This window comes from Spirillospora sp. NPDC048911, assembly GCF_043198015.1.
Classification (GTDB): Bacteria; Actinomycetota; Actinomycetes; order Streptosporangiales; family Streptosporangiaceae; genus Spirillospora.
Genome location: NZ_JBICUD010000004.1, coordinates 158,055 through 180,586 on the forward strand (window position 1 = coordinate 158,055; position 22,532 = coordinate 180,586).

Below are 22,532 nucleotides of genomic sequence, written 5' to 3' on the forward strand. Positions count from 1 at the left end.
GGCCGGCGGGCACCGGCCCGCGTCCTACTTCACCTCGCGCCTGACCAGGCGGATGGTCCCGATGACGAGCGGCAGGACCATCCACAGCGCGAGCGAGGTGCCGGCGCGGGCCCACTCCTCGGCGGTGATCCCGGGCTCGCTGAGCGCGGTGAGCGTGCGGTTGGTGTCCAGCCAGCCCGCGGGACCCCTCAGCTTGCTCACCATCTCGCCGAGCGTCCCCCAGACCGTGGGCAGCAGGAAGAAGAGCACGATCGCCAGCGGCGAGTTCATGAAGAGCATTCCGAACGCGATGCCCATGAAGAGCACGAGCACCGCGAAGAGCACGGTCAGGCCGAAGCGGCCGGGGCTGAGCGACCAGCTTCCGTCCGAACGGCCCAGCACCTCGCCGATCGTACGGGCGATCAGCGCCGTCACGAGCCCGACGCAGGCGAAGAGGGCGCCGAGCACCGAACCCGCGATCAGCTTGGCGGCCAGGATCCGGGGCCGTTCCGGCACGAGGGTGAACGTGGTGAGCGCCGTGCGCTGGGACCACTCGGTCGTGACCGCGAGGATGCCGAGGACGGGCAGCAGGATCGTGACGCCGGTCTGCGAGGCGCTGAAGAACTCCGGCAGCGTCTGGTCCTCCTTCGGCACCGCGAAGAGCACGACCGGCATCATCGCCACGGCGGTCAGGCCGATGAGGATGAGCAGCCACCGGCCCGACCGGGTGTCGATCATCTTGCGGAGCTCGACGACGGTGAGCCGGGCGAGGGGCGGGCGGGCCGGCTCCAGCAGGGCGGCGGGTGCGGTGACGGCGGTCATCGGAGTGCCTCCTGCGAAGCCGGAACCGAAGCCGGAACCGAGGTCGGGGCCCCGGCGGACGCGGCGGCGGGATTGGTGAGGGAGAGGAACAGCTCCTCCAGACCGCCCCCGCTGGCCTGGCGAAGTTCGAGGAGCACGGTGCCCGTGGCGGCGGCGGCCCGTCCCACGGCCTCGGCCGGCGCCTCGACGATGAAGGCGCCCTGGCCGTCGGGCCGGGCGGGCAACCCCGCCTGTGCCAGTGTCGCCTGGAAGGCGGCGCCGTCCAGGGCGCGCACCACGACGCCGGTGGGCTCGCTGAGGAGTTCGTGCTTGGTGCCCTGCGCGGCGACGCGCCCGCCCGCGATGACCACGAAACGGTCGGCGACGGCCTCCACTTCGAGCAGCAGGTGCGAGGAGAGCAGGACCGCCCCGCCCCGGTCGGCGAAGTCGCGCAGCATGGAGCGCATCCAGTGGATGCCCTCGGGGTCGAGACCGTTGGCGGGCTCGTCCAGGATCAGCACGCTGGGATCGCCGAGAAGGGCCTGGGCGATGCCGAGGCGCTGCCGCATGCCGAGGGAGTAGCCGCCGACCCGGCGCTTGGCCGCCTTGGGCGACAGGCCCACGCGGTCGAGCATCTCGCCGACGCGCTTCTGGTCGACGCCGAGCACGTGCGCGGTCAGCGCGAGGGTCTCGCGGCCGGTGCGGCCCGCGTGCTGCGCGGCGGCGTCGAGGAGGACGCCGACATGGCGGCCGGGATTGCTGATCCGGCGGTACGGGACGCCCTTGACCGTCGCCGACCCGCTGGTGGGCGGGGTGAGGCCGCAGATCATCCGCATGGTGGTGGACTTGCCCGCGCCGTTGGGGCCGAGGAAGCCGGTGACCGTTCCCGGCTCGCACCGGAACGAGACGTCCTCGACCGCGGTGACCTCGCGATATCGCTTGGTCAGATGCTCAACACTGATCATGCCTCCAGGCTGCCGGCCGGGCCCGGCGCGGCACATCGGCCGGGCGTCGGCGCCCGGTTCGACCAAAGTCGGTGATCAGCCGTCCGAAGGATGATCAATCGTCTGGATGATCAGTCGTCCGGGGGATCGTCGCCGCGCGCGTCGTGCACGAGCAGCGCGATCTGGACCCGGTTGTTGAGCTCCAGCTTGGTGAGGAGCCGCGAGACGTACGCCTTGACCGTGGCGACGCTGAGCGACAGCTCCTTGCCGATCTCGCTGTTGGTCTTGCCCTGACCGACCAGCAGCGCGACCGACCGCTCGCCGTCGCTCAGCCCGGCCAGCCGCTCGCGGGCCCGGGCCTGGCGCGGGGCGACGCCCGCGCCCGCCACGTACGACATCATCCGGCGCAGCACCGCCGGCGACATCATCGGCTCGCCCGCCGCGACCTGCCGGATCGCGCGCATGATCTCCGGCGGCGGCGTGTGCTTGAGCAGGAACCCGCCCGCCCCCGCGCGCATCGCGCGCAGGATGTGGTCGTCGGTGTCGAACGTCGTCAGGATGATGATCTCGGGCGGTTCCCGCCGCGAGCGCAGCAGCTCGGTGGCGGCCAGCCCGTCCATCCGCGGCATCCGGATGTCCATCAGCACCACGTCGGGCCGGTGCTGGTTGACGGCCGCCACGACCTCGGCGCCGTCGCCGACGTCCGCGACCACCTCCAGGTCGTCGGCGCCCGCCAGCATCATGGACAGGCCCCGCCGGACGAGGGCGTCGTCGTCGACGATGAGCACGCGGATGTGCGCGTCCGCCGCCGTCACTTGTCTGCCGTCACTTGTCGATACCGTCACTCACTGGTCGGGCCCGGCTCGCGGCCTGGCCGGGCGGGCAGGGGAAGGGGCAGGGACACGCGCAGCCGGAATCCGTCGCGGGTCCGGCCGTGTTCGATCGTTCCGCCGACGAGGTCGACGCGTTCGCGGAGGCCGACGAGCCCGGCGCCCGCGCCGGGAAGGCCCAGGGCGGCCAGGGAGGGCAGCAGCGGGTTGGCCACCTCGATGGTCAGCTCGCCGCCCGCGGCCTCGACCGTGACCCGCACGTGCGAGCCGGGCGCGTGCTTGCGGGCGTTGGTCAGGCCCTCCTGGACGACACGGTAGGCGTGCCGCCCGATCCTGGCCGGGATGGCGTCCGGGTCGGGGACGCGGACGTCCAGGGTGACGTGCGCCCCGGCCGCACGCGACTCGTCGATCAGTGCCGGGAGGTCGGCGAGCGTCGGCTGCGGCCGGTCCCGCTCGCCGGCGGCCGCCGCGGTCTCGCCGGTGAACGGGGCGTCGGTGCGGAGCACGCCGATCACCTCGCGCAGATCCTCCATCGCCTCGTACGCGGACCGCCGGATGATCCCCGCCGCCTCGCGCTGCGCCGCCGGGGCGTCCGGGCCGAACTCCAGGGCGCCCGCGTGCACCGACAGCAGCGAGATGCGGTGCGCGAGGACGTCGTGCATCTCGCGGGCGATGCGCTCGCGTTCCAGTAGCCGGGCCTCCTCGACCCGCAGCCGCTGGCCCTCCTCGGCTTCCAGGGCCCGGTCCTTGTAGGAGCGCATCAGCTCGCGCTGGGTCCGGACGAGCAGGCCCACGGCGACCAGCACCGCGTAGCCCAGGTAGAAGGTGACGATGCCGTCGCGGAAGTCCTGCCCCTTAAGCAGGGCCCAGAAGACGAGGGTGATGAGCCAGAGGTTGGTGGCGGTGACGATGGCGGTCACCCGCCACGGCCGGAACACCGCGACCGTGTAGACGGCCATCGCCGCGCTCCCGTACGCGGTGGACGAGGTGAGCTGGGCGATCATCATCACGACGGCCAGCGTTGCGGGCCTGGCACGCCGGAACAGCAGGAACACCACGCAGGTGACGGCACCGATGGCCGCGTCCCACCAGATCTTCTTATGGTCGAAGGTCCGCTCTGAGTTCTCGAGCATCGCCAGCCCGAGGATCGCCGCGAAGACCGTGGCGCACGCGTCGGCGGCCCACTCGCGCTTCGTGCGCCGCAGTTCCACCCGGTCAACGGTATCGGCCGGCGGACGCACCGGCAGTGACCGCAGGTCGACGCGGTACCGACTTTGGTCGATGGGGCCAGCCCCCAGATCGGTGCACCGGCCCGCACCACCCCGGATTCGGGAGATCGCTCGCCTGCGCCCGGCGCGTCCGCTCCCTAGCGTCGTTGCCCATGACCATCACCGAACACAGGCCCGGCGGACGGCGCCCGGGCGCGGTCGTCGCGGCGCTCACGATCGGCGCCGCGGGCCTGGCGCTCGCGCCCCCCGCCACCGCGGCCACCACCGCTCTCGACCGCTACCACACGCAGAAGATCGTCTGGAAGGACTGCACGCTCGGCCCCGATGACGAAGTGGGCAAGGAACTCGACAAGGCGGGCGCCAGATGCGCCGACGTGACCGTCCCGCTCGACTACGCCGAACCCGGCGGCCGCACGATCAAGGTGGCGATCTCGCGGCTGGCCGCCACCGACCGGGCGAACCGGATCGGCACCATGCTGATCAACGGCGGCGGTCCGGGGCCCGCGATCGACATGCCCCCGTACATCCGCGACCTCATGGGCGACGCCGGGAAACGGTACGACCTGATCGGGATGGATCCGCGCTCGATCGGCCGCAGCGCCCCGGTGGACTGCGGCTGGCAGATCGGCACGTGGATCAGGTCGGCGGGCGTGGACCGCCGCGGCTTCGACCGCGCCGCCGCGTTCGCCAAGGACCTGGCCGCCAAGTGCGCGCGGGTCGATCCGGAGCTGATGACGAACATCAGCACCCGCAACGCCGCACGTGACATCGACGTCGTGCGCGCCGCGCTCGGCGAACGGAAGATCTCCTATAACGGCGCGTCGTACGGCACGTACCTCGGCGCCGTATACGCCCAGCTGTTCCCCGGAAGGCTCGACCGCACCCTGCTCGACAGCGCCGTGGACCCGGCCAAGTGGGGCCCCGGGCTCCTCAAGGACACCGGCGAGGCGAACGAGCGGGCGCTGGCGGCCTGGGCCGGATGGGCGGCGAAGCGGAACGCCACGTACGGCCTTGGAGCGACCCGCAAGGAGGTCCTCGACACCGTTCTGCACGTCGTTCAGGCCTCCGCACGCGAGCCGCTGCGCGTGGGGAGGTTCGAGGTCGACGACAACGTTCTCCCCGCCCTGCTGTTCGGCTATCTCGGGGACGACCGCGACAAGGCACGGTCCGAACTGGCGGATGCCGTGAAGGTCTTCACGACCGCCGCCGCCGGGCGTCCCGCCGAGCCGGGCGCCCGCCTGGACGAGGAACTGACGTTCGCGCTGACCGGGGCGGAGTCGCGCTACGGCAGCGCCCAGGTCGCCCTGCTGTGCGGTGACGCCGCGGGAGAACGGGATCCCGAGGTCCTCTGGCGGGACGTCCAGCGCAGCCGCAAGCGGCACCCGGTGTTCGGCGCCGTCGCGCACAACATCAACCCCTGCGCGTTCTGGCCGTACACGCCGCGCGAGAAGCCGACCCGCGTCTCCACCCGCCTGCCCTCGCTCGTCGTCGGCGCCACCGGCGACACCCGCACCATCTACCAGGGCAGCCAGACCCTGCACCGCCTGCTGCCCGGCTCACGCCTGCTCACCCTGCGCGGCGCCAATTTCCACGCGCCCTACCAGGCCGCCTACGGAAACGCGTGCGTCAACGACCAGGTCAACGCCTATCTGGGAACGGGGGTGCTGCCCAGCAAGGACGTCGTCTGCGAGAAATGACCCCGGCGATCCGTCAGGTGAGGGGCTGGCCGGTGACCGGAGCGCCGAGCGCGCTGCCCTTGAGCCACTCGTCCCACGAGATCGCCCACGGCGTCGGGCCGTTGCCGAACCGCAGCTTGCGCGTGGTGCCGGTGACCTCGATGACGTCGCCGCGCTGGGTGAAGTTGTAGAACCACTTCGCGTCCGAGGGGGCGGCGTTGACGCAGCCGTGGCTGACGTTGGCGCTGCCCTGGGACCCGGTGGACCACGGAGCCGAGTGGACGAACGTGCCGCTGTAGGTCATGCGGACGTTCCAGTCGGTCGGCGTGCGGTACTCGCCCGGGTTGCCGGTCGTGGAGGAGTCCATGACCATGTGCGACAGCTTCTCCTGGGCGATCATGACGCCGGTGTAGCTGTCGTCCCCCGGCTTGCCGAGGCTGACCTTCATCGTCCGGACGGTCTCGCCGCCGTCGGTCACCGTCGCCTTGTGCGTCTTGGCGTTGATCTTCGTGTAGTGCTTGGCCCCGACCGTGAAGTTCAGCGTGCGGTCCTTCACCCCGTACGTCCCGTTGCCCGCCTTGACGCCCGCCAGATGCGCGACCACCTGGACCTTGGAGCCCGCCGGCCAGTACACGCGGGGCCGGAAGTCGACCTCCTTGTCGCTGATCCAGTGCCAGGCGCCCTCGACCGGCTTGGACATGCGCACCACCAGCGACCGCTCGACCGCCGCGCGGGCCTCCTTGCCCGTGACCGGCTGCGTCAGCAGGAGCTGGACCGGCATGCCGACGCCGACCTTCTCGCCCTCCAGCGGCGCCATGCCGCTCTCGAGCTTCTTGCGCGGGGTGAGGGTGGTGAACGTGGACGTGGCGGTGACCGGCTTGCCGTCATCGGTGCCCTTGGCGGTGACGGTGTACGTCGTCGCCGGGCGCAGCGTCCAGCGCGACTTCCACGACAGCCCGTCCGCGGCCAGGGCCCCCTCGGCCTTGTGGCCCTTGGCGTCCGCGACCGTCACCTCGGTCAGCTTGCCCTTGTCGGCCTTGACCGTGACCGGCTGGTCGGGCGCGACCTGCTTGGTGCCGGTGGCGGGCGTGATCGCCAGCTTGGCGTCGCTCTTCCCGCCGCCGCCTCCGCCGCCCTTCCCGCCGCCGTCGCCGTCCCCGCCGGACGAACATCCGGCCGCGGCGACCGCCACCGCGAGCATGGCCGCCGCAAAAGCCCGACCCTTGACCACTGTGCCCCTCCTCGTCATCCGATAAGGGCTTCCCCCCGTTGGCCAGAGTATGTCGCCGGAAAACCGTTTGCCCCCGTCTCGGAACATCGGTGACGCTGGACGCATGGAGGTCATCTTTCACCGGCAGGCGGCCGCCGTGTACTTCAGCACCGCCGCGCGGGACGACGGCGTGACCGTCAGGGTGCCGGGCTACGACCGCAAGAGCCCGGTCCCGCACGACCTCGCCCATTTCGTCGCCGAACGCGAGTTCGGGCTGAACCGGGGCTTCTGGGGCAGCGTCGCGGCCGGCGCCATGTTCACGAACATGACGGTCCTGGAGGGACGGCGGCGCCCCCACGCCGACGAGCGCTCCAAGCGGATCATGAAGGCCAACGAGCAGTGGGTGTGGGCGTCCGAGGCGGTCGCGGGAGCGATCCACGACGCGGTAGAGCACGATCACACCCCCGGCCAGGCACTGGAGGCCCTCCGCAAGATGCACGGCGCCATGAGCCGCGAGCCCCTGCGGATAGCCCTCGACGACGTCGAACAGGCGATCGCCGCCCTGCGCGCCGCCGCCGACCGCTGGACCCGGACGCCGGTAGGGGAGGGCATGGCGCTCCAGTGGCGGCTCCCCGTCCACGACCCGGGCCTAGGAGAACGCCGCTCCAAGCCCCGCCAGAGCCCCCGCCGCACCCGCTGACCCCTGGGTTCACGCCCACACACGGCGGGCCCGGTCGCTGGAACTTCGGAAGATCGTTCCAGCGACCGGGCTCGCACTCGTGTGTCACGCTGACGGCGTTACGGGGAGCCGATGCGTTCGATGCCGCGGGGCAGCTGCGACGCGGCCGCCCGGTCCAGGAGGAACAGCGTGCGCTGGCGGCCGCGGGCGCCGGCGACCGGCACCTGCACCGGGCCCGCCTCCTTGGACAGCCCGAGCCGGACGGCCCTGGCCTTCTCCGCGCCGGCCGCGAGGACCCAGACCTCGCGGGCGGCCCGGATCGAGGGGAACGTCAGCGAGATGCGCGTGGGCGGCGGTTTGGGCGCGCCCCGCACCGCCACCACCGGGCGCTCGTCGTAGACCGCCGGCATCTCGGGGAACAGCGACGCCACGTGCGCGTCCGGGCCCACGCCCAGCATCAGGATGTCGAACGAGGGCACCGGCCCGTGGTCCTCCGGCCTGGACGCGGCGCGCAGCCGCGCGGCGTACCGTTCGGCCGCCGCCTCCGGGTCGGCCCCGTCGGGGCCGTCGGTGGCGGGCATGGCGTGCACCCGGGCCGGGTCGACGTCCACGTGGTCGAGCAGCGCCTCGCGGGCGCCGGTCTCGTTGCGCTCCGGATCGCCCGTCGGCCGGAACCGCTCGTCGCCCCACCAGATGTCCAGGCGCCGCCAGTCGATGGCCTCGCGGGCCCCGCTCGCGCAGAGCTCGGCGAGCACCGCGGTGCCCACGCCGCCGCCGGTCAGCACCACCGAGGCCGTGCCCCGGGCCGCCTGCACGTCGACGATCCGGGTCACCAGCCGGGCCGCGACCGCCTGCGCCAGCAGCGCCTGGTCACGGTGGATCAGAACGGCCGGGGTGGTCATCAGCTGCCCGCCTGCTTCGGCTTGGCCTTGGAACGCGGCGCGGGCTTGGCGGGCTCGGCGTCGTCGCGCTTGGACAGGTCCTTGGCGAAGCGCTCCGCCGCCTCCTGGTACGGCTCGTCGGGGTCGAGCCGCCGCAGCTCCTCGGCCAGCAGCTCCGGCATCGGGCGGCGCATCAGCGCCACCTGCCGGTCCGGCTGATCGGGCCGCGACAGCGTGGCCACCCGGCCGTCCGGCCGGGACACCGCGATGTCGCCGCCCGTGGTGGCCAGCCGCACGCCGGTGATGCCGGGCCCGTCGGAGACGACCCGGCTCACCGGGACGCCCAGCCGGATCGACAGCCACGCGGCGAGCAGCTCGGCGCTGGGGCTGTCGGGCTCGGCGGACACCTCGCCCGAGAGGACCTCGTCGTGGTCCTGGTCGAGCGCGGCCGCGAGCAGCGACCGCCACGAGGTGAGCCGCGTCCAGGCGAAGTCGGTGTCGCCCGGCTTGTAGCCCTCCGCGAGCTTGGCCAGGGTGCCGAGCCGGTCGCGGGCGGCGTAGGAGTCGGTCACCCGGCGCTGGGCGAGCGCGCCCAGCGGGTCCTCGCAGGGCACCTTCGGGACCTTGCCGCCGGGCCACCACGTCACGACCGGCGTGTCGGGCATGAGCAGCGGGATGACGACCGAGTCGGCGTGCTCGGCGAGCGGCCCGTACATGCGCAGCAGCACGGTCTCGCCCGGGCCGGTCTCGCCCATCCGGATCTCCGCGTCCAGGCGCGAGGTGCTGCCGCGCGCCTCCCGGGAGATGACCGTCAGGACGCGGCACGGGTGCTCGCGGGACGCCTCGGTGCCCGCCCGGACGGCGTCGTACTGCGCCGACTCGTCGGTCACGATGATCAGTGTCAGCACCATGCCGACCGCGGGCCCGCCCATCAGATGCCGGGCCTGGGTGAGCGCCTCCTGGATCCGGCGCGTGCTGGTGTCGGTGAGATCGATGTTCATCTCAGATTCGCCTCCAGGCGCGTCCGTCGCGGGCCATGAGCTCGTCGGCGCCGGCGGGGCCGTAGCCGCCGGACTTGTACTGCTCGACCTTGGGCTTGGACGCCCAGTACTCGGTCACCGGGTCGAGGATCTTCCAGGACAGCTCGACCTCCTCCTGGCGCGGGAACAGCGGCGGGTCGCCGATGAGCACGTCCAGCAGCAGCCGCTCGTAGGCCTCGGGGGAGGACTCGGTGAACGACTCGCCGTAGGCGAAGTCCATGTTGACGTCCCGGATCTCCATCGAGGTGCCGGGCACCTTGGAGCCGAACCGGACCGTGATGCCCTCGTCCGGCTGGACCCGCATGACCAGCGCGTTCTCGCCGAGCTCCTCGGTGTCGGTCTGCGAGAACGGCTGGTGCGGGGCCTGCTGGAAGATCATCGCGACCTCGGTGACCCGGCGGCTCAGCCGCTTGCCGGTCCGCAGGTAGAACGGCACGCCCGCCCACCGGCGGGTGTCGATCTCCATCTTGATGGCCGCGTACGTCTCGGTCCTGGAGTCGGGCGGGATGCCGTCCTCGTCCAGATAGCCGCGCACCTTCACGCCGCCCTGCCAGCCCGCCGAGTACTGCCCGCGGGAGGTGGCCCGGCTCAGGTCGTCGGGCAGCCGGACCGAGGAGAGGATCTTGGCCTTCTCGGCGCGGACCGCCTCGGCGCTGAACGAGGTCGGCTCCTCCATCGCGGTGAGCGCGAGCAGCTGGAGCAGGTGGTTCTGGATGACGTCGCGGGCGGCGCCTATCCCGTCGTAGTAGCCCGCGCGGCCGCCGATGCCGATGTCCTCGGCCATGGTGATCTGCACGTGGTCGACGTACGAGCGGTTCCAGATGGGCTCGAACATCGTGTTGGCGAACCGCAGCGCCAGGATGTTCTGCACGGTCTCCTTGCCGAGGTAGTGGTCGATCCGGAAGATCGACTCCTCGGGGAAGACGCGGTGCACGGTGTCGTTCAGCTCGACCGCGCTCGCCAGGTCGTGGCCGAACGGCTTCTCGACGACGACCCGCCGCCAGGACTTCTCGTCGTGCTCGGCGAGGCCGCTGCGCTGCAGCTGCTCGACCACCTGCGGAAAGAACTTCGGGGGTATCGAGAGGTAGAACGCGTAGTTGCCGCCGGTGCCGCGGGTGGTGTCGAGCTCCTTGACCGCCATGGCGAGGGCGTCGAACGCGCCGGGGTCGCCGAACTCCCCGGGCACGAAGTGCATGCCCTCCGACAGGTGCTGCCAGACGTCCTCGCGGAACGGGGTCCGGGCGTGCTCCTTGACCGACTCGTAGGCGATCTGGCGGAAGTCCTGGTGGTCCCAGTCGCGGCGCGCGAAGCCGACCAGCGAGAAGCCGGGCGGCAGGAGGCCGCGGTTGGCCAGGTCGTAGATCGCGGGCAGCAGCTTCTTGCGCGACAGGTCCCCGGTGACGCCGAACAGCACCAGCACGCAGGGCCCGGCCACCCGGGGCAGGCGCTTGTCCCGCGGATCCCGGAGCGGATTGTCTTTCGTGCTCACCTGGCGGCCCCCTCTGCTCGCGGCATGCCCTGCTTCGTTCGTGACCCGGCAGGGCGCGTTCCCGCCCTCAGTCTGCTCTGACTATCTCGTGCTGTCGGCATATCTCCGGCTGTCGCTGTATTTCTCGCTGTGGCTGTGCATCTGGCTGTCACAGGTCGTGGCGACCTCATGCCTCTCCTCGGGCGGATTCGAGCAGCCGGGCGAGTCCCGCCCAGCGGTTCTGCAGGTGCAGCCGCACCACCGGGCGGCCGCCGGTCCGCGCCGCGCGGGCCTCCGCGAGGGCCCGCGCCAGCTGGAGCCGGCTCAACCGGTAGTGCCGGCCCGGGACCGGCACGTCGTGAACGACGTTCCCGGTCAACACCAGGTATACGCCCCTCTCCCGACGATCATTCCCGATCGCGGGGTAACGGGAACCCCAGCTGATCGTCACGGGGCGGGCACAGCGGGCGGCCAGCAGCGCGCCGAGCCGGCGCACCTGCGTGCCCTGCCCGCGGGCCCGGTCGGGGTCGAGATGGGCGACGATCGCCAGATGCCCGTCCGCGCCGACCCGTTCGGCCAGGGCGTCGAACAGCCCGGTCAGGTCGGTGGCGCGGCCGAGCACCGGATCGTGGGTGTGCACCTCGACGGCCTGCCCGGGATCGCCCACGATCAACACGGTGGACGCGGCGGATTCCTCGGCGGGCACATCCGGTGCCGTGGCGTGCGGGTCCGGCTGGGCGTGCGGGTCCGGCTCGGCGTGCGGGTCCGGCGTCGCGGCGCCGGGCGGGGGCGCCAGCGGGTCCCCGCCGAGCAGCTGGGCGGCCACGGCGGCGGCGTACTCCCAGACGACCAGCTGCACGGACGGCGGAGCGGTGACCGTGGCGTCGTCCTGCCGCGGCCGCCCGTCCAGGGTCACGAGGAAGACGTCGTCGGACGGCAGGACCGGCAGGCCGCCGTGCTGGACGAGCGGCAGCATCCGCCCGCCGGTCGCCTCGGCGAGCAGGACCGCCACCCAGTCCGCGAGGCCCGGCAGGGAGGCCGGGTAGTCGCCGAGGACGACGGTCGGGCGGCCGGCCCGGGCCGCGCCGCCGAGGATGGCGCCCAGCACCAGGCCCGGGTTGTTCTCCGGGCGGGTGAGCGCGGGCAGCACGGTCGCCGCGTGGTCGAGGAGCCTCGCGACGTCGGTCCCGGCGAGCGCCGCCGGGACGAGCGCGTACGGGGAGAGGGCCCCGAAGGGCGTGCGTCCCGGTGCCTCGATCAGGGGATGACCCGCCTCGTTCGCCCGCTTCGCCGAGGCGGAGCCCGGTTCGGCGACGGTGACGAAGCGCCGGGCGATCTGCGCGGGGGACAGGTCCAGGTCCTGGAACATCCGGACGAGGATCTGGCGCAGCGTCTCGGTGGCGGTGTCATCGCCGGTCACCACGACCATCGTGCGGTCCAGCCGGTCGCGGTCGGCGCCGAGCCGCGCCACCGGGCCGGGCTCGGCGCTGTCCAGCAGGGTCAGGGGCCGGCCCGCGGCGGAGTTGCGGGCGATGAGCCTGGCGGCGCGCGCCGGGGCGCCGCGCCCGAGCAGCGCCACCTCCGTGAGGCCCTCCGCGTCGGCCGTCGCCCGCAGCTCGCCGACGCGGGGGAGGAGCGCGCGGGAGGGGCCGGGCTGGCCGGGCCAGCACAGCGTGCGACCGTCGCCCGCCGCCGCGCCCGCCGACGGCCAGAGCGCCGGGTCCTCCGACGCCAGCCGGACCGGCACCTGGTCGATCCAGAGCCTGCCCAGCATGCGTTCCGCGGCGTCCCTGACGGGGCCGCGGGCGGTGACGGTCGTGTCGCCCGACACGACCGCGGTGAAGCTCGTCGCGGTCACGTCGAGCGGGCCGCCTCGGCGAGACGGCCGGCCGCCTCGGCGGGGTCGCGCAGGTGCAGCCGCAGGACGGGCAGACCGCGCTGGCGCAGCGCCCGGACCTCGGCCACCGCGCGGGCCAGCTGGAGCTTGCCGAGCGTGTACGGGCGGCCCGGCACCGGATGGTCGTCGGCCATGTCGCCGGTCACGATGAGGAACGCGCCGTTGCCCGGCCCCTCCTTGTGCACCGGCCCGGTCGCGTGCAGGTAACCGGGGCCGGGGCCGTACGACACCGGCCGCCCGGTGCGGCGGGACAGGGCGGGCGCCAGGTACCGGCCGGAGAAGTCGCCCGACAGGTAGGTGACCACCGACAGGTACCCGTTGGCGGGGATGCGGCTCAGCAGGTCGCCGAGGGCGGCGTCCAGGCCGGTGCCGCCGGTGTGGGCGAGATCGGTGTGGATCTCGATGTCGCCGTCGACGAACGCGGGCTCGCCGGCCATGAGCGGGCCCGTGCCCGCCGCGCGCAGGATCGTCGCCGCGTCGTCCTCGGCGTCCTGCACGACGGGGCCGCCGGGCTCGAACGGGTTGACGCCGAGGAGCCAGCCCGCCACCGTCGTCGCGTACTCCCAGACGAGGAACTGGCCGCCCAGCGGCGCCCACAGCGAGGTGTCGGCGTCGGCGCCGGTCGCGGCGGTGGGATTGAGCGCCACGGCGTGCATGTCGGGGCTCGGCCCAGGACTGCCGGGCGGTTCGAACGCCAGCACGCCGCGGCCGCGCTTGCCGGTGCCGACGGCGAGGAGCTGGGAGATCCACGCGCTGAGGGCGCTGGGCCCGGCCGGCTCGCGCACCACCACCTTGTCGCGGGGGAAGCCGCCCGGCCCCTGCTGCGCGCAGCCGCCCAGGACCGCGCCGAGCAGCAGCCCGGGGTTCTCGTCCTCGCGGGCCAGGGAGGGCACGAGCGCGGCGGCCTCGTCGAGCAGCTGGTAGACGTCGCCGCCCGCCAGCATCGCCGGGACGAGGCCGTAGGCCGACAGCGCGCCGTAGTGCCCGGGCAGGTAGGGGTCGGTGAGCCCGACCCGGTAACCGCACTGGCGCGCGAAGTCGTGCAGCGGGCTGCCGTGGTCGGTGATGACGAGGAAGCGCCCGGCGATCTCGCGTTCGGACAGGCCGTGCTCGCGGAACGCCGCCGAGAAGATGCGCCGGTAGGCGTCGCCCTCCAGCGAGACGCCCGCCTTGCTGGAGAGCACGACGAGCGTGCGGTCGAGACGTTCGAGGGCGAACATGAGGGCGGCGATGTCGGCGCCGTCGAGCACGGTGAGCTCGCCGGACCGTCCGGCGCCCTGGTCGTCGGCGGGGACGCCGGGCGTGCCGCCCGCGGTCTGGACGGCGAGCGGCCGGCCCGCGGGGGAGTGCGCCTCGACGATCGCCTGCGCCGCCAGGGTCTCGGCCCCGATCCCGATCAGGACGATGTGGTCCAGGCCGGAGTAGCGGGCCTCGGCCACCAGGCCCTCGATCTGGTTGAGCAGGCCGTGGGAGGCGAACGGCAGGTCCAGCCAGCCGAGGCGGCTGTGGTCCACCGTGCGCCGCCCCCAGAGCCGGGGGTCCTTGGCCGCGAGCGCGCCGGGGACGCCGCAGCTCACGAGATAGTCGCGAGCCTGCAGCGCCGCGTCGAGCGCGTCACCGCGGGTCAGTACGTCGAATCCGGCCACCGTCCTCCAGCCCCCACCCACCACCATCAATTGACGGGCTTCGCCCGGAGCCATTTTGCTCCAGCCCCCACCCACCACCATCAATTGACGGGCTTCGCCCGGAGCCATCTGCTCCAGCCCCACCCGCCACCATTGATCGTCAAGCTGCGCTTGGCAGCCAACCCCATCGTTTCAGGGAAGAACGGGCAACAGCTACCAAAACGCCGATCTTCTGGATGACGATTTGCGCTCGACCACACGACCAGGAGGTGCCTGGCACGCCGGGGCGTGTCCCAGGACACACACGATGGTCAGCCGGTGAGCACCTTGGTCAGTTGCGCGATGCCCTCGTCGCGGTCTCGCAGGTGCAGCCGGAACACGGGGCGCCCGAGCGACCGCAGCACCCGCTGGTCTCCGAACGCCTGGGCGAGCTGCAGCTGGCCCAGCGTGTAGGGACGGTCCGGCACGGCGATGTCGTTCTTGACGGCCCCGGTGATCTGCAGGAACGTCCCGTTCCGCGGGCCGCCCTTGTGGAACTGCCCGGTGGAGTGCAGGAACCGCGGGCCCCAGCCGAACGTGACCGGCGCCGCGCGCTTGCGGAGCTCGGCGCCGCGTTCGGCCAGCAGGGACCGCAGCCCGGCCGCCGAGGCGTCGCCGAACCGGTCCAGATAGGCCATCACGGCGAGGTAGCCGTGGTCGGGCGCCGCCGCGAGGACGGCCTCGAACACCCCGGCCAGGTCTTTGACGCCCTTCAGCGACTCGTCGCGGCCGTGCACCTCCACGGCGCCCTCGACCAGCGCGGGGGCCGTGCGGACGACCGTGGGGGCGGTGCCCTCCTCGGCCCGCAGCAGCGCCGCGGTGTTGTCCTTGGACGCCTGGACGTCGGGCTCGTCGAACGGGTTGACCCCGAGGACGCGGCCCGCGACCGCCGTGGCGTACTCCCACAGCAGGAACTGCGCGCCCAGCGGGCCCGCGACGCTGAGCCCCGCGTCGCGGCCCGCGCCGGGCTCGTCCGGGCGGCTGCCCAGCACGACCCGGCGCATGTCGCCGGTCAGCTCGAAACCGGGCGCGTCGACGCTCTCGACGACGACCGGCAGCAGGCCCTTGCCGTCCTTGCCGGTCGACTCGGCGACGAGGTGCTCGGCCCAGCCGCCGAAGCCCGCCAGGCCGGAGCCGTTGTCGGCGATCACCAGCTTGTCGCGGCCGCCGAGGGCCGAGGAGCCGAGGACCGCGCCGAGCGTCAGCGCGGGGTTGTCGTAGGGCTGCTGGAGGGCGGGGGCCAGCGCCGACGCCTCGTCCAGGAGGCGCCGCACGTCCACGCCCGCCAGCGCGCTCGGCACCAGGCCGGACGCCGACAGCGCGCCGTAGCGGCCGCCCACGTCCGGGTCGGAGAGCACGAGCCGGTAGCCGGCCGCCTTCGCCACGGCCTCCAGCGGCGAACCGGGGTCGGTGACGACCACGAAGCGCCGCCGCAGCGCGTCACCGCTGATCCCGGCCTCGGCGAACGCCCGCTCGAAGACGCGGCGGTGCGCGTCGGTCTCGATCGTGCCGCCGCTCTTGCTGGACACCACGAGCAGGGTCCGGTCGAGGTGGTCGGCGAGGACGTCGGCCACCTGGTGCGGATCGGTGGTGTCGAGGACGGTCAGCTCGGCGTCGCCGGTGAGCGCGATGGTCTCGGCCGCGAGGGACGAACCGCCCATGCCCGCGAGCACGACGCGGTCGAGCCCCGCGCCGCGCGCCTCGCCGACGAGTTCGGCGAGGCGCCCGAGCAGCGCCCGCGAGCTCTCCGGCAGGTCGAGCCAGCCCAGCCGCCGGGCGGCCGCGGGCGCGGCGTCCGGCCCCCAGAGCCCGGCGTGCCGGGACGTCAGGGAGGCCGGAACGCCGTCGGAGACGAGCCGGTCGAGGACCGGCTCGCTCTCGTCCAGGACGACGCCGCGGATGGTGACCGACACCCCGCCGGCGGTCACCACCGAGGTCACGCGTCGGCCCCCTGCTTGTCGAGCTCGCCGGAGATGGTGCCGAGGAGCTCGTTCCAGGAGACCTCGAACTTGTCGACGCCCTCGTCCTCCAGGACCTTGACGACGTCGTCGTAGTCGACGCCCGCGTCCTTGAGGGCCGCCATGTGGGCGCGGGCGTCGTCGTAGTTGCCCGTGACGGTGTCGCCGGTGATGTTCCCGTGGTCGGCGGTGGCCTCCAGCGTGGCCTCGGGCATCGTGTTGACCGTGCCGGGGGCGACGAGCTGGTCGACGTAGAGCGTGTCGGGGAGGTCGGGGTCCTTCACGCCGGTCGAGGCCCACAGGGGCCGCTGGGGCCGGGCCCCGGCGTCCTTGAGCGCCTTCCACCGGTCGCTGCCGAACTTCTCCTCGTACAGCGCGTACGCGAGCCGGGCGTTGGCGACGCCGGCCTTGGACCGCAGCGCCTTGGCCTCGTCGGTCCCGATCTTGTCGAGCCGCTTGTCGATCTCGGTGTCGACCCGGCTGACGAAGAACGACGCCACCGACGCGATCTTGGACAGGTCGTGGCCGTTCTCGCGGGCCTTCTCCAGCCCCTCGAAGTAGGCGTCGATGACCTTGCCGTAGCGCTCCAGCGAGAAGATCAGCGTCACGTTCACGCTGATGCCCTCGGCCAGTGACGCGGCGATCGCGGGCAGGCCCGGCTCGGTCGCCGGGATCTTGATGAACAGGTTGGGCCGGTCGACCAGCCACCACAGCGCCCGCGCCTCGGCGATCGTCTCGTCGGACTTGCGGGCCAGGCGCGGGTCGACCTCGATCGAGACCCGGCCGTCGAGGCCGTCGGTGCGGTCGTAGACCGGCCGCAGCACGTCGCAGCCCCAGCGGATGTCGTAGGTGGTGATCGCGCGCGAGGCCTCGTCGACGTCGACGCCGCGCAGCACCAGGTCCCTGACCTGCTCGTCGTAGGCCGAGCCCTTGCTCAGCGCCTTGGCGAAGATCGTGGGGTTGGACGTCACGCCCACCACGTTCTTGTCCTTGACCAGCGCCTCCAGGTTGCCGGTGCGCAGGCGCTCCCGGCTGATGTCGTCGAGCCAGATCGACACACCCTGGTCGGAGAGGTTCTTCAGGTTGTCGCTCATCGTTTCCTCCTGTTCGAGCGTCGGCGGGTCAGTTGCCGGTGGTGTGGCCGCGGCCCGCGTCGCCCGCACCGGTCTTGATCAGGCTGGAGTGGGCGGCGGCCACGACGCGCTCCGCCGTGATGCCGAACTGCTCGTACAGCGTCTTGTAGTCGGCCGAGGCACCGAAGTGCTCCAGGCTCACCGATTCCCCGGTGTCGCCGACATAGGCGCGCCACCCGAGGGCGACTCCGGCCTCGACGGAGACACGGGCCCGTACCGCCGGGGGAAGCACCTGCTGCTTGTAGGCCTCGTCCTGCTCCTCGAACCACTCGACGCACGGCATCGAGACCACCCGGGCCGGGGTGCCCTCGGCCTCCAGCGTCTCGCGGGCCTGGACGGCGAGCTGCACCTCGCTGCCGGTGGCGATGATGATCACCTCGGGCGAGCCGTTGGACGCGTCGGCCAGGACGTAGCCGCCCTTGGCGACGCCGTCGGCCGGGGCGATCCCGTTGCCGCGCTCGAAGGTCGGCAGCTTCTGCCGGGTGAGCGCCAGGCCCGCCGGGCGGTCGGCGTGCTCCAGGATGGTGCGCCAGGCCACCGCGGTCTCGTTGGGGTCGCCGGGGCGGACCACGTCGAGGCCGGGGATGGCGCGCAGCGCCCACAGGTGCTCGACCGGCTGGTGGGTCGGGCCGTCTTCGCCCAGCCCGATGGAGTCGTGCGTCCACACGTACGTCACGGGCAGCTTCATCAGCGCGGCCAGGCGCACGGCCGGGCGCATGTAGTCGCTGAAGACCAGGAACGTGCCGCCGTAGGGGCGGGTGCCGCCGTGCAGCGCGATGCCGTTGAGGATCGCGCCCATGGCGTGCTCGCGGATGCCGAAGTGGAGCGTGCGGCCGTGCGGGCCGCCGGGGAAGTCCTTGGTCTGGAACTCCTCGGGGATGAAGGACGGCTCGCCCTTCATCGTGGTGTTGTTGCTCTCGGCGAGGTCGGCGGAGCCGCCCCACAACTCGGGCAGCACCCCGGCCAGTGCGGTGAGCACCTCACCGGACGCGGCGCGGGTGGCCAGGTCCTTGCCGGGCTCGAACTCGGGGAGCTTGGCCGTCCAGCCCTCGGGCAGCCGGCGCGCCGAGATGCGGTCGAACTCGGCGGCGCGCTCGGGGTTGCCCTCGCGCCACGCGGTGTACGACTTGTCCCATTCGGCGCGCAGCTCGCGACCACGCTCGACGACGCGGTGGGAGTGCTCCAGCACGTCGGCGGGCACGTCGAAGCTCATCTCGGGGTCGAGCCCGAGGATGCGCTTGGTCGCCGCGACCTCGTCGGCGCCGAGCGCGGAGCCGTGGATCTTGCCGGTGTTCTGCTTGTTCGGCGCGGGCCAGCCGATGATCGTGCGGAGCGCGATGAACGACGGGCGCGAGGTCTCGGCGCGCGCGGCGGCGTAGGCCTCGGCGAGCTTCTGGACGTTCTCCGAGTACTCGCCGTCGACGGTCCAGTCGACGTGCTGGACATGCCAGCCGTACGCCTCGTAGCGGGCGCGCACGTCCTCGGAGAGGGCGATGCGGGTGTCGTCCTCAATGGAGATGTGGTTGTCGTCGTACAGGACCACCAGGTTGCCCAGCCGCTGGTGGGCGGCCAGGGCGCTGGCCTCGTGGCTGATGCCCTCCTCGATGTCACCGTCGGACACGAACGTCCAGATGGTGTGATCGAACGGGGAGTCGCCCTGGTCGGTGTCGGGGTCGTACAGGCCGCGCTCGCGGCGCGCCGCCATCGCCATGCCGACGGCGTTGGCGAGGCCCTGGCCCAGCGGCCCGGTCGTCGTCTCCACGCCCGCGGTGTGCCCGTGCTCGGGGTGGCCCGGGGTGAGGCTGTCCCACTTGCGCAGCGACTTGAGGTCGTCCAGCGTCAGCGGGTAGCCCGACAGGTAGAGCTGGATGTAGAGGGTCAGGCTGGAGTGCCCGCAGGAGAGGACGAACCGGTCGCGACCCGGCCAGGCCGGGTCGGTCGGGTCGTGCCTCAGGAACCGCTGGAAGAGCAGGTAGGCCGCCGGGGCCAGGCTCATCGCCGTGCCCGGGTGCCCCGAGCCCGCCTCCTCCACCGCGTCCATGGCGAGGGCGCGGACCGTGTCCACCGCCCGTCGGTCCAGGTCGGACCATTCAAACGTGCTGCTGTCCCTGCTCACGGAACGCCAGGCTCCTCTCGAACCGCTGTGCCGGCTTCACACCACAGCTTCAATGTCATGCTTCGGATCTCGTGCTGTGCTTCTCAGGCTGTGCGTCTCACTCTGGTGCGTCTCACTCTGTACGTCCGCACGGCGCGTCGTCGCTCACCGTCGTTCACCGAAACGTGGTCCCGCCCACGGATCTTCCCCGTTGACCGCCTGTGCGGCCGTCTCGACGACCTTCGCGGCCGGGGCGGTCACGCCCCGGCCGGGCGAAGATCACGCCCTGCTCTCCGAGCCTATCGAACCGGCGGACCGTACCTCTTGACGTCATGGTGAACGGCGGGCCACGGCGGGCCCGCGTCGCACATGACGACCCTTGCCCGATGATCCTGGCGACTAACCCCCCGCGCGGGTGAACCGGCGGGGGAGCCGGGCGTCCCCGCGACCTCGCCCTCCGGCGCGTCCGGTGCCCCGGTGCTCGACCCCCGGAGGGGGCGGACTACAGTGATTGCGCGGTTGACGACAGCGGCCGCGGCAGTCTCATCAAGCCGAGGTGCGGCCCAGCACGGGGGCACCGCCGAGGTCGGCAGCGACCTCTCATGCCTAAATGGACGTGGACCCGATTGTGACGGTGCTCAGTAACAAGCTCGACGTCGAGCTCACCGAGGAGATCCCGGCGGAGCTTCCGGCGCCGCCGCCCGAGCCGGCGGCGGGCCGGCGGCCGCTCGGCGGGCTGGTGCGCGCCTATGTCGCGCTGACCAAGCCGCGCGTCATCGAGCTGCTCTTGATCACGACGCTGCCGGTGATGTTCCTGGCCGCCCGGGGGGTGCCGCCGCTCGGCGTCGCGCTGACGACGCTGCTGTTCGGCACGATGTCGGCGGGCGCGGCCAACGCGATCAACTGCTACATCGACCGCGACATCGACGCCAAGATGCGCCGGACGCGGCGCCGGCCGCTGGCCCGGGCACAGGTCACACCGGCCGAGGCGCTGGTCTTCGGCGTGGTGCTGGCCGTGGGCTCCACCGCCGGGTTCGCCCTCACGGTCAACGTCCTCGCCGCCGCCCTCTCGGTCTTCGCGATCCTGTTCTACATCTTCGTCTACTCGCTGCTGCTCAAGCGGCGCACCTCCCAGAACGTCGTCTGGGGTGGCATCGCGGGCTGCATGCCGGTCCTGATCGGCTGGGCCGCGATCACCGAGAGCCTCAGCTGGACCCCGTTCGTGATGTTCGGCGTGGTGTTCCTGTGGACCCCGCCGCACACCTGGACGCTGGCGATGCGCTACCGCGAGGACTACAAGCTCGCCAAGGTGCCGATGCTGCCCGTCGTCGCGACCGAGCGCCGCGTCGTCGTCGAGAGCCTGCTCTACACCTGGGCCACCGTGGCCTGCTCGCTGCTGCTGTGGCCGGTGGCCGGGATGGGCCCGGTGTACGGGGCGGTCGCGGTCGTGCTCGGCGCGGTCTTCCTGCTCGAGGGGCACCGGCTGCTGCGGGCCGTGCTGGCGGGCGTGACCGGTGTCCACCTCCGGCCGATGCGCTTCTTCCACCTGTCGAACGTCTACCTGGCGCTGCTGTTCACCGCCGTCGCGATCGACCCGATGTTCTTCTGAGCCCTGATCGGAACAACCGTGTGAGGCTCCCGCCCTAACGCCTCGCCGACCGTCCGGTTACGCTCGCGACATGGCGCGAGTTGATCCCAAAGCGGTGCTCGAGGGGCGTATTCCGGGACGGCCGTCGGTCGGCCTGATCGTCGGCCTGGTGGTGTCGTCGTTGTGCGCCGTGATCGCCCTGGGCGTCGACGCGCTCTGGGGCGGCGCGGGCTTCTGGGTTGGCGTGATCCTCGCGATCATCCCGATCCCGCTGCTGATCGCGCTGGCCCTGACGCTGGACCGGATGGAGCCCGAGCCGCCGCGCGCCCTGGCGTTCGCGTTCATGTGGGGCGCCGGCGTGGCGGTGCTGGGCGCGCTCATCCTCAACACGCTCGGCCTGCTGTACGTGACCGTGCCGATCTTCGGCGAGACCGAGGGGCACTTCGTCAGCGCGACCTTCGGGGCGCCGCTGGTCGAGGAGACGCTGAAGGGCGCGGTGCTCTTCGTCCTGCTGTGGATCCGCCGCAACGAGATCGACGGCTTCGCCGACGGGATCATCTACGCGACCATGGTGGGCCTCGGCTTCGCCATGATGGAGAACATCACCTACTACATGCGGGCGTACGAGGAGGGCGGCACCCAGCAGCTCCAGGCCGTCTTCATTCTCCGCGGCCTCGTGGCGCCGCTGAGCCACCCGCTCTTCACCTCGATGACCGGCCTGGGCGTGGCCTACGCCGCCACCCACCGCGGCAAGCAGGTCCTGGCGCCGCTGCTGGGCCTGCTCGGCGCCATGGTGCTGCACGGCCTCTGGAACGGCGCCACCGCGTTCGGCCTGGGCGGCCTGGGCATCGTCTACCTGCTCGACTTCTGCGTCCTCATCATCCTGGTGATCATCGTGGTGGTGGAGCGCCGCCGCACCGTCCGCCGGATCGAGGCGTACCTGCCCATGTACGAGGGCACCGGCCTCGTCACGCCGCAGGACATCCGCATGCTGCGCACCATCCCGTCCCGCCGCGCCGCCCGCCGCTGGGCCCGCGGCGTCGCCGGCCCGCCCGCCGGGCGCGCCATGCTCGACTACCAGCTGGCCGCCACGGAGCTCGCCCTGCTCCACAAGCGGGCCGAACGGGGCGTGGCCGAGCCCCGCTGGTTCGCCACCCGCCGCGACGCGCTGCTGGGCCTGATGGCGACCGCCCGGCAGGCCTTCCTCCAGACCCCGCCGCGCATGGCGGCGCCCGCGGCCCCGCCCTGGGCCCCGCAAGGCCCCTCCGGCTTCCTGCCCGCCCAGCCACCCCCACCCGGCCCCTTCGCCTAACCCACCTCACGCCCGCTCCGGGCCGCGCTCCCCAGGCCGCGCCCGCCCCGGGCCCACGCCCGCTCCGGCTTGCGCACGCCTCGGTCTGCGGCTGACCCCGGCTTGCGGCGGGTCGGCGGGCTCGTGAGACACGTGACCCGGGGTCGGG

17 protein-coding genes are annotated in these 22,532 nt (G+C 72.7%); 4 read left to right on the top strand and 13 right to left on the bottom strand.

Annotation, left to right across the window (positions count from 1 at the left end; all coding sequences use genetic code 11):
* Positions 1 to 24: 24 nt before the first annotated feature.
* The 4 genes from ACGFNU_RS18895 to ACGFNU_RS18910 all read right to left on the bottom strand — a co-directional run bounded on the left by ACGFNU_RS18895 (position 25) and on the right by ACGFNU_RS18910 (position 3,765).
* Positions 25 to 801, bottom strand: coding sequence for an ABC transporter permease (locus ACGFNU_RS18895; RefSeq protein ID WP_392595180.1), 777 nt, complete (start codon positions 799 to 801; stop codon positions 25 to 27).
* Positions 798 to 1,745 (bottom strand): ABC transporter ATP-binding protein, encoded by a 948-nt coding sequence (locus ACGFNU_RS18900; protein ID WP_392595182.1) that lies wholly within the window; start codon positions 1,743 to 1,745, stop codon positions 798 to 800. Before ACGFNU_RS18900 ends, ACGFNU_RS18895 begins: the two co-directional genes overlap by 4 nt.
* Before the next feature lie 110 nt (positions 1,746 to 1,855).
* Positions 1,856 to 2,539 carry a response regulator gene (locus tag ACGFNU_RS18905; RefSeq protein WP_392595184.1) on the bottom strand — a complete coding sequence of 228 codons (684 nt, stop codon included), beginning with the start codon at positions 2,537 to 2,539 and terminating at the stop codon, positions 1,856 to 1,858.
* Between the two features lie 26 nt (positions 2,540 to 2,565).
* Positions 2,566 to 3,765: a sensor histidine kinase gene (locus ACGFNU_RS18910; protein ID WP_392595185.1), complete on the bottom strand. Its 1,200-nt coding sequence runs from the start codon at positions 3,763 to 3,765 to the stop codon at positions 2,566 to 2,568.
* Between the two features lie 170 nt (positions 3,766 to 3,935).
* Here ACGFNU_RS18910 and ACGFNU_RS18915 point away from each other — a divergent pair, with 170 nt between their 5' ends.
* Complete coding sequence (locus tag ACGFNU_RS18915) at positions 3,936 to 5,480, top strand: alpha/beta hydrolase (protein WP_392595187.1); 1,545 nt, start codon at positions 3,936 to 3,938, stop codon at positions 5,478 to 5,480.
* A 13-nt stretch (positions 5,481 to 5,493) separates the two neighbouring features.
* On the opposite strand, the gene ACGFNU_RS18920 is transcribed toward ACGFNU_RS18915, so the two are convergent.
* The gene (locus ACGFNU_RS18920) at positions 5,494 to 6,690 is read right to left on the bottom strand and encodes an Ig-like domain-containing protein (protein ID WP_392595188.1); all 1,197 of its coding nucleotides are present in this window, start codon (positions 6,688 to 6,690) and stop codon (positions 5,494 to 5,496) included.
* Between the two features lie 103 nt (positions 6,691 to 6,793).
* Here ACGFNU_RS18920 and ACGFNU_RS18925 point away from each other — a divergent pair, with 103 nt between their 5' ends.
* Complete coding sequence (locus ACGFNU_RS18925; protein ID WP_392595190.1) at positions 6,794 to 7,369, top strand: hypothetical protein; 576 nt, start codon at positions 6,794 to 6,796, stop codon at positions 7,367 to 7,369.
* A gap of 98 nt (positions 7,370 to 7,467) precedes the next feature.
* Here ACGFNU_RS18925 and pgl read toward each other — a convergent pair whose 3' ends face one another.
* From pgl to tkt, 8 genes are all read right to left on the bottom strand, one after another.
* The gene (pgl, locus tag ACGFNU_RS18930; RefSeq protein WP_392595192.1) at positions 7,468 to 8,250 is read right to left on the bottom strand and encodes a 6-phosphogluconolactonase; all 783 of its coding nucleotides are present in this window, start codon (positions 8,248 to 8,250) and stop codon (positions 7,468 to 7,470) included.
* Positions 8,250 to 9,230 (bottom strand): glucose-6-phosphate dehydrogenase assembly protein OpcA, encoded by a 981-nt coding sequence (locus ACGFNU_RS18935; RefSeq protein ID WP_392595193.1) that lies wholly within the window; start codon positions 9,228 to 9,230, stop codon positions 8,250 to 8,252. Before ACGFNU_RS18935 ends, pgl begins: the two co-directional genes overlap by 1 nt.
* 1 nt (position 9,231) lies before the next feature.
* Positions 9,232 to 10,758, bottom strand: coding sequence for a glucose-6-phosphate dehydrogenase (zwf, locus tag ACGFNU_RS18940; RefSeq protein ID WP_392595195.1), 1,527 nt, complete (start codon positions 10,756 to 10,758; stop codon positions 9,232 to 9,234).
* A gap of 166 nt (positions 10,759 to 10,924) precedes the next feature.
* Positions 10,925 to 12,595: a glucose-6-phosphate isomerase gene (locus ACGFNU_RS18945; protein ID WP_392595197.1), complete on the bottom strand. Its 1,671-nt coding sequence runs from the start codon at positions 12,593 to 12,595 to the stop codon at positions 10,925 to 10,927.
* On the bottom strand, positions 12,592 to 14,280 hold the full coding sequence (locus ACGFNU_RS18950; protein ID WP_392595198.1) for a phosphoheptose isomerase: 1,689 nt from the start codon (positions 14,278 to 14,280) through the stop codon (positions 12,592 to 12,594). The genes ACGFNU_RS18945 and ACGFNU_RS18950 overlap by 4 nt, the downstream gene beginning before the upstream one ends.
* Positions 14,281 to 14,570: 290 nt before the next feature.
* Complete coding sequence (locus ACGFNU_RS18955; protein ID WP_392595200.1) at positions 14,571 to 16,238, bottom strand: glucose-6-phosphate isomerase; 1,668 nt, start codon at positions 16,236 to 16,238, stop codon at positions 14,571 to 14,573.
* On the bottom strand, positions 16,235 to 17,350 hold the full coding sequence (gene tal / locus ACGFNU_RS18960; RefSeq protein ID WP_392595202.1) for a transaldolase: 1,116 nt from the start codon (positions 17,348 to 17,350) through the stop codon (positions 16,235 to 16,237). The genes ACGFNU_RS18955 and tal overlap by 4 nt, the downstream gene beginning before the upstream one ends.
* A 28-nt stretch (positions 17,351 to 17,378) precedes the next feature.
* The gene (gene tkt, locus ACGFNU_RS18965; protein WP_392595204.1) at positions 17,379 to 19,505 is read right to left on the bottom strand and encodes a transketolase; all 2,127 of its coding nucleotides are present in this window, start codon (positions 19,503 to 19,505) and stop codon (positions 17,379 to 17,381) included.
* Between the two features lie 589 nt (positions 19,506 to 20,094).
* On the opposite strand from tkt, the gene ACGFNU_RS18970 reads away from it, so the two are divergent.
* Together ACGFNU_RS18970 and ACGFNU_RS18975 are read left to right on the top strand one after the other, a co-directional pair.
* Positions 20,095 to 21,093 carry a heme o synthase gene (locus tag ACGFNU_RS18970; RefSeq protein WP_392595206.1) on the top strand — a complete coding sequence of 333 codons (999 nt, stop codon included), beginning with the start codon at positions 20,095 to 20,097 and terminating at the stop codon, positions 21,091 to 21,093.
* Positions 21,094 to 21,163: 70 nt separating this feature from the next.
* The gene (locus ACGFNU_RS18975; RefSeq protein WP_392595207.1) at positions 21,164 to 22,384 is read left to right on the top strand and encodes a PrsW family intramembrane metalloprotease; all 1,221 of its coding nucleotides are present in this window, start codon (positions 21,164 to 21,166) and stop codon (positions 22,382 to 22,384) included.
* Positions 22,385 to 22,532: the final 148 nt, after the last annotated feature.